This is a genomic window from Sphingomonas sp. CCH5-D11 (assembly GCF_001557395.1).
Lineage (GTDB): Bacteria > Pseudomonadota > Alphaproteobacteria > Sphingomonadales > Sphingomonadaceae > Sphingomonas.
Genome location: NZ_LSKH01000304.1, coordinates 47,849 through 53,977, shown reverse-complemented (window position 1 = coordinate 53,977; position 6,129 = coordinate 47,849). Strand labels below are relative to the sequence as shown.

Annotated in this window: 7 protein-coding genes; 4 read left to right on the top strand and 3 right to left on the bottom strand. The window is 65.4% G+C overall.

All coding sequences use genetic code 11. The features are described from left to right. The 3 genes from AX702_RS18480 to AX702_RS18470 form a co-directional block, all read right to left on the bottom strand. Window positions 1-223: hypothetical protein (locus AX702_RS18480; RefSeq protein ID WP_066781906.1), on the bottom strand; the 223-nt coding region annotated here is incomplete at its 3' end. A gap of 208 nt (window positions 224-431) precedes the next feature. After that, the gene (locus tag AX702_RS18475; RefSeq protein ID WP_066781905.1) at window positions 432-1,682 is read right to left on the bottom strand and encodes an argininosuccinate synthase; all 1,251 of its coding nucleotides are present in this window, start codon (window positions 1,680-1,682) and stop codon (window positions 432-434) included. Window positions 1,683-1,785: 103 nt separating this feature from the next. Then, window positions 1,786-3,075: an MFS transporter gene (locus tag AX702_RS18470; protein WP_066781904.1), complete on the bottom strand. Its 1,290-nt coding sequence runs from the start codon at window positions 3,073-3,075 to the stop codon at window positions 1,786-1,788. A 193-nt stretch (window positions 3,076-3,268) separates the two neighbouring features. Here AX702_RS18470 and AX702_RS18465 point away from each other — a divergent pair, with 193 nt between their 5' ends. The 4 genes from AX702_RS18465 to AX702_RS18445 all read left to right on the top strand — a co-directional run bounded on the left by AX702_RS18465 (window position 3,269) and on the right by AX702_RS18445 (window position 6,122). Then, window positions 3,269-3,883 (top strand): class I SAM-dependent methyltransferase, encoded by a 615-nt coding sequence (locus tag AX702_RS18465; RefSeq protein ID WP_066781903.1) that lies wholly within the window; start codon window positions 3,269-3,271, stop codon window positions 3,881-3,883. A gap of 549 nt (window positions 3,884-4,432) precedes the next feature. Further along, window positions 4,433-4,996: a GIY-YIG nuclease family protein gene (locus AX702_RS18455; RefSeq protein ID WP_066781902.1), complete on the top strand. Its 564-nt coding sequence runs from the start codon at window positions 4,433-4,435 to the stop codon at window positions 4,994-4,996. Beyond that, window positions 4,993-5,646 (top strand): hypothetical protein, encoded by a 654-nt coding sequence (locus tag AX702_RS18450; protein ID WP_066781901.1) that lies wholly within the window; start codon window positions 4,993-4,995, stop codon window positions 5,644-5,646. The genes AX702_RS18455 and AX702_RS18450 overlap by 4 nt, the downstream gene beginning before the upstream one ends. Window positions 5,647-5,699: 53 nt before the next feature. Then, on the top strand, window positions 5,700-6,122 hold the full coding sequence (locus tag AX702_RS18445) for a hypothetical protein (RefSeq protein ID WP_066781900.1): 423 nt from the start codon (window positions 5,700-5,702) through the stop codon (window positions 6,120-6,122). Window positions 6,123-6,129: the final 7 nt, after the last annotated feature.

Below are 6,129 nucleotides of genomic sequence, written 5' to 3'. Positions count from 1 at the left end.
GCGGCGGCGTGGGGCACGGCGGAGCGGTGAAGGGCACGTAGGTGCCGTCCGGCGTGTAATAGCCGTCGACCATCCCGTCGCCGTCACGGTCAGCAGCCACGGTCCCGGCCAGAGCACCCGGACCAAGCGGCGGAGCCGGCGCTACCACTTCTTCCCGGTTGTTTGCACAAGCGGTGAGCACGGTCGCGCCGAGCAACAGCGCGCCGATTGTTGCACCCTTCATCGCAATCTCCCTCGAACTAGGGGCCTTAAGCCGCCCCAGGCGAAAGAAGAACGCCGATCGAGGCAGGATCGTTCCTGAAGGGCAACGATCGGGCGGCGCGGGATACGCTGCTGTGGAGACGGGGGCGGCTGATCGGCCTGACCTTCCGCCCCCGGCGCCCCATCATCCCGGCCGCGCGCCGGAACGACGGGTGACGCCATGCGATGAGTTAATCCCGATCGCGACGGCCCAGCAGGCGCAGGCGAAGCGCGTTCAGCTTGATGAAGCCAGCCGCGTCGCGCTGGTCATAGGCGCCCTGGTCGTCCTCGAACGTCACGACCTTTTCGCTGTACAGCGAATGGGGCGACTTGCGGCCGACCACGCCGACATTGCCCTTGTAGAGCTTCAGCCGCACGGTACCGGTAACCTTTTCCTGGCTGTAATCCACGGCCGCCTGCAGCATCTCGCGCTCGGGCGAGAACCAGAAGCCGTTATAGACCAGCTCGGCATAGCGCACTGCCAGCTCGTCTTTCAGATGCGCCGCGCCGCGATCCAGCGTCAGCTGCTCGATCCCGCGATGCGCCAGGTGATAGATCGTGCCGCCCGGCGTCTCGTACATGCCGCGGCTCTTCATGCCGACGAAGCGGTTCTCGACCAGGTCGAGGCGGCCGATGCCATGCTTGCGGCCAAGCTCGTTCAGCTTGGCAAGCAGCGTCGCGGGCGAGCAGCCCTCGCCATTCAGCGCCACGCCGTCGCCGCGCTCGAAATCGATGGTGATATATTCCGGCGCGTCGGGCGCATCCTCCGGGTTCACCGTGCGCGAATAGACGTAATCGGGCACTTCCTCCCACGGATCCTCCAGCACCTTGCCCTCGGACGAGGTGTGCAGAAGGTTCGCGTCGGTCGAGAATGGCGATTCGCCGCGCTTGTCCTTGGTCACCATGATCTGGTTCTGCTCGGCGAACTCGATCAGGCGGGTGCGGCTGGTGAGATCCCATTCGCGCCAAGGCGCGATTACCTTGATGTCGGGCGCAAGCGCGTAATAACCCAGCTCGAAGCGGACCTGGTCGTTGCCCTTGCCGGTCGCGCCATGGCTGACGGCATCGGCACCCACCTGGCGCGCGATCTCGATCTGGCGCTTGGCGATCAACGGCCGCGCGATGGAGGTGCCGAGAAGATACAGCCCCTCGTACATCGCATTGGCCCGCATCATCGGGAACACGTACTCCTTGACGAACTCCTCGCGCAGATCGTCGATGAAGATATGTTCCGGCTTCACGCCGGCCTGCTCCGCCTTGCGACGCGCCGGTTCCAATTCCTCGCCCTGGCCGAGGTCGGCGGTGAACGTCACGACTTCGCAGTTGTAGGTCTGCTGCAGCCATTTCAGGATGACGCTGGTGTCGAGACCGCCTGAATAGGCGAGGACGACCCGGTTGATGCCGGCATCGCCGGCGGGGCGCTTGATGGAGGAGTCGGTCATGGCGCGCGCGTCTAGGATTAGTTGAAGCGCCCGACAAGGCTTACGGGGTCAGCCGTTGATCACCCGCGGTTATGGCCAGGCGCCATGTGCGCCTAATCTCCCTTCAGATCACCGGATCGTCAAAGGCGGCGACTTCCTGTTCATCGGGCTCGCGCAGCGCGAACCAGCAGTAGATGAACAGCGCGACGCACCCGATCCCCGCCACCAGATACGGCAGCGAATGCCACACCTCGTACAGCCCCACGCCGATCGAGGGCCCCAGCACGAAGCTTGCGCCGTTTATGCTGGTCACCTTGCCCGCAACCGAGCCCTGCGCCTGCGGCCCGACCGCCAGACTAGACCCCGCGGTGAAGCCCGGCCGCGTGAACCCGAAGCCCAGGCTGGCCAGCGCATAAGCGGTCGCGATGCCGTAAAGCGAGCTGGCCAGCCCAGTAAGCGCCGTGCCTGCCGCCGCCAGCACCAGGCCGACGAGTACCAGCGCGCGCGGCGCGAGGTTCAGCGTCGGGATGATTCCCCATTGCGCCAGCAGCGCAGTGCCCGCCCCCATCATCAGCACGATTCCGGTGGGCTCCAGGGCAAGCGCCGGCGGCAGGTTGAGCCGATCGATCACCAGAAAGCCGATCGCCTGCCCGGTCATCGCCTGTGCATGGCCCATCACCAGCCCGGCAATCATCCAGGTGCGGATACGGCGGTCGAAATAGCTGATCTTTGCGCCGCCCTTCGGCTCGGTGGCGCTGCGCACGCTGGCGCCCGTCCCCTGCCCGCCGATGGAGGGATAGCCGGTCGTGCCGCCGTGGGTCCCCCCGGCCATGGCACGGTCGTCGGGCAGCATCGCCCGGATCGTCAGGAACATGGCGACGCCGAACAGGGTGAAGACGAATGCCGGCCCGGCCAGGCCGACCTCGATCTCGCCGATACTGCCCAGGATCAGATAAGGTGCGATTGCCGGCCCCAGGATGGTGCCTAGGCCGAAGGCGCTGGCGATCAGCGTAAGGGCGCGGGTTCGCTCCTCCCGCGTGGTGTCGCCGGCCACCATCGCCTGCACGGCCGGCGGCGCGGCCGAACCGAAGGTGCCGTAGATCAGGCGCCCCATGATGAAGAGGATGAATGCCGCCGTTCCGCTGATCCAGCCATTGATCCCGGCCGCCAGGAAGACACCGCATGTGGCAAGGCTGATGCAGAAACCGCCCATGCCCAGCAGGATCATCATGCGCCGGCCATGTCGGTCGGACCGGTTGGCCCAGAATGGCGCGGCGATCACCCAGAGCAGCGCCGACACGGAAAATGCCGCGGCGACCGCACTGTCGGCCACGCCCAGCGATCGGCCCAGCGCAGGCAACACTGATTGCAGCGCCGTGTTACCGGCGGCGATGGTCAGCATGACCATGAACATCAGGGCGAATCGTTTATCAAACGTCCGGCGTGGCCGTTTGCGCCGTCTCGCGGCGCTCCTCTCCTGTGCCGGATCCACTGTCATGGAACTTCGATTAGGCGCTTGGGGGCCGCGCGCAACCCCGCTATGGCAACTCTCTTGCTCGTGCCGCGTTCGGCATGGTTACGATCTTTCGGGGAGTTGTTGTTCCTTCATGTCAAGCTCCACCAGTGCGGCCCGCCGCGTGAAAACCCGCGCCAATGGCGTGCCCAAGCCGTGGCAGATGTTCTTCTCCGGCTTTCTGAAGCACCCCGTGATGGTGGGGTCCGTCATCCCCTCGTCGGCAAAGCTGATCGACAAGATGCTGGCGCCCGTGGACTGGGCAAATTGCAAGCTGTTCGTGGAATATGGGCCGGGCGTGGGCACCTTCTGCCGCCCGATCCTCGAACGGATGGCGCCGGACGCCTCGCTTATCGCGATCGACACCAATGTGGATTTCATCCGCTATCTCAATCACACCATCTCGGATTCGCGGTTTGAGGCGGTGCATGGTTCGGCGGCCGACGTGGAGACGATCGTGGCTGATCGTGGCCACGAATCGGCCGATTACGTCCTGTCGGGTCTCCCCTTCTCAACGCTGCCGCCCGGCGTCGGCCCGGCGATCGCTGCGGCCACGCACCGCGTCATCCGTCCGGACGGCGCCTTTCTGGTCTATCAGTTCAGCCCCAAGGTCCGCGACTTCCTGTCGCCGCACTTCGCGCGCATCGATCACGACATGGAATGGTGGAACGTACCGCCGGCCCAGCTCTACTGGTGCTGGAAAGACTGAACCGATCTCGGGCCGGCCACAGCCGGCCCTCCGCGCGAAACGCTCGCCAACGACTTACCGGCAGCCCAGGCCCGCTTCGCGCCTTGATGGTCCGCCAGCGCTCCCGTGCGTCTGCAGTCGCTTCCGGCGGCAGGAAAGCATCGCAAGGTCCTCGGCATCATGGTCGCGCAGCAATGCGAGGCCTGCTCCGAGCCACACCGTCACGCCGGGCTCGCCCCGGCATCCAGGTGTCAGCACGCCCCCGGCAATCGATGATGCGGGACAGCTCGGGTTCTGAGCCTGCAAGCACCGCCTGAAGTGCGCGCACCCGCGCCTGTCACGACGGGTATGACAGACGACCAACCCTCACATGAGCCAAGAACCGTCCCAGGCGGCGGCGCCGCGACATCATCTGAAAACCAAAAAGCCCCGCAGGTCATCAAGACCGCGGGGCTTGTATATGGTGGGCGCGACAGGGATTGAACCTGTGACCCCACCCGTGTGAAGGGTCCGACACACGCCGAAACGCTCTTAACGCCGCCTTAGTGCGGCAGAACGGAGCGTGATTCTATGGCGAACAAACGCGCATCTGCTGACCATATTTTGTCCACGCGCATAGTCCCGGAGGATGTTCGCGAGTCGTTCGCGAGCCTGTTCGCCCCTCCCCTTCCATTGCCGCTTATTAATGCTGCGAGGCGGATCGAATGGAAACTAGCCCCGTGCCATCATGCCGTCACGTTCAGTGGGGTGCGTAGCGGGGACCTCATCCCGGTCTATCACGGCAACGGGGTTCTCAGCTTCGTTTATGACCTTGCGGGGGGTCGCACATACAAGGCGGTAGGTAGCGCCCCTGAACAGGAAGACGATTGCACCATTTGCTATTTCATCGGCGGTGATGACGGCCCGGTGAAGATTGGCTTCTCGGCTAAGCCAGAAAGCCGCCTCCGTGATTTGCAAGTCGGATCACCCTACCCGCTCAAGGTATTGGCCACGATCGGCAGCGGGGCGCGAATGGAAGCGCTTTACCATCGCGAGTTCGCCTCGTCCCGCCTCCATGGCGAATGGTTCGAGCGCACCCCTGCCCTCCTCGCTGAGATCACCCGCCTCAACACCATCGCAGGAGAGGTTGCATGAGCGGGCGCACGGTCGCCGCGCTCTACGTGGAGGCGGACGGCTGCTACTTCGGCCTGCCAGACGTATCCCCATGGGACGCGCAACGCGACGCCCGTCTCTATGCCGGCCCGCATCCTGTCGTCGCGCATCCGCCTTGCCAGCGGTGGGGAAAGCTGTGGGCCGGGCAGCCGCTTTTCATCAAGCGCACCGGCATCCGCAAGAAGAAGGGCGACGATGGCGGATGTTTCGCCGCGGCGCTCAATGCAGCCCGTGCCTATGGCGGCATCATCGAGCATCCGTGGGGCAGCCATGCGTGGCCGCACTTCAACATCAACGTGCCGCCGCGCGAGGGCGGATGGATCGCGGCAGACTTCTATGGCGGTTGGACCTGCTGTGTCGAGCAGGGACGCTACGGTCACTATGCCCGCAAGCCGACGCTGCTGCTGGCCTACAACTGCGACCTGCCCGAGCTGGATTGGGGCATCGGGGAAAGCCGGCTGGACCCTGCCGTGATCGAGCGCATGGGGTTGAAACGCGCCAAGCGTCTCGGCGAGGTCGGCAGCAAGGGAGGCGGAACGGACAGCACGCCTCGCATCGGCACCCCCGAACCCTTCCGCGATCTGCTGCTGTCGATCGCGCGCACCGCACAGGCCCGGAGGATCGCAGCATGACCACCCCAACCCCCGCCCAGATCGCAGAGGGGCGCCACCCCAGGAGCAACACAATGAAGGCAGATGAACTACGGGCGCTGGCGGGCAAGGTTGCTGCGGCGACGGGGCCGGATCGCGCACTTGACGCCGCAATCAGTGCAGCCGTCCGCTTGGATGCTGTTCCCGAATGGGCGCGCATGTGGGCTGGCGAGTGGCGCGGGCACGATGACGGCACGGTGCACATGATCCATGACGATGGCTCGCTTGGCCCGCATCTGAAGGCGCGCGAGTGGACCGCCAGCCTCGACGCGGCGATGTTGTTGATCCCCAAGGGGCAAGACGTGATGCTGGCTGTCATGGATGGCGTCGCCTATGCTGGGATCGGCAAGGAGCGCAGCGACGATGATCGCTCGGCCGCCACCCCCGCCCTAGCCCTCACCGCCGCCGCCTTGCTCGCCCGCGCCTCCCTTATCGACAGTCAGACGGAGACGATGTGATGGGCGG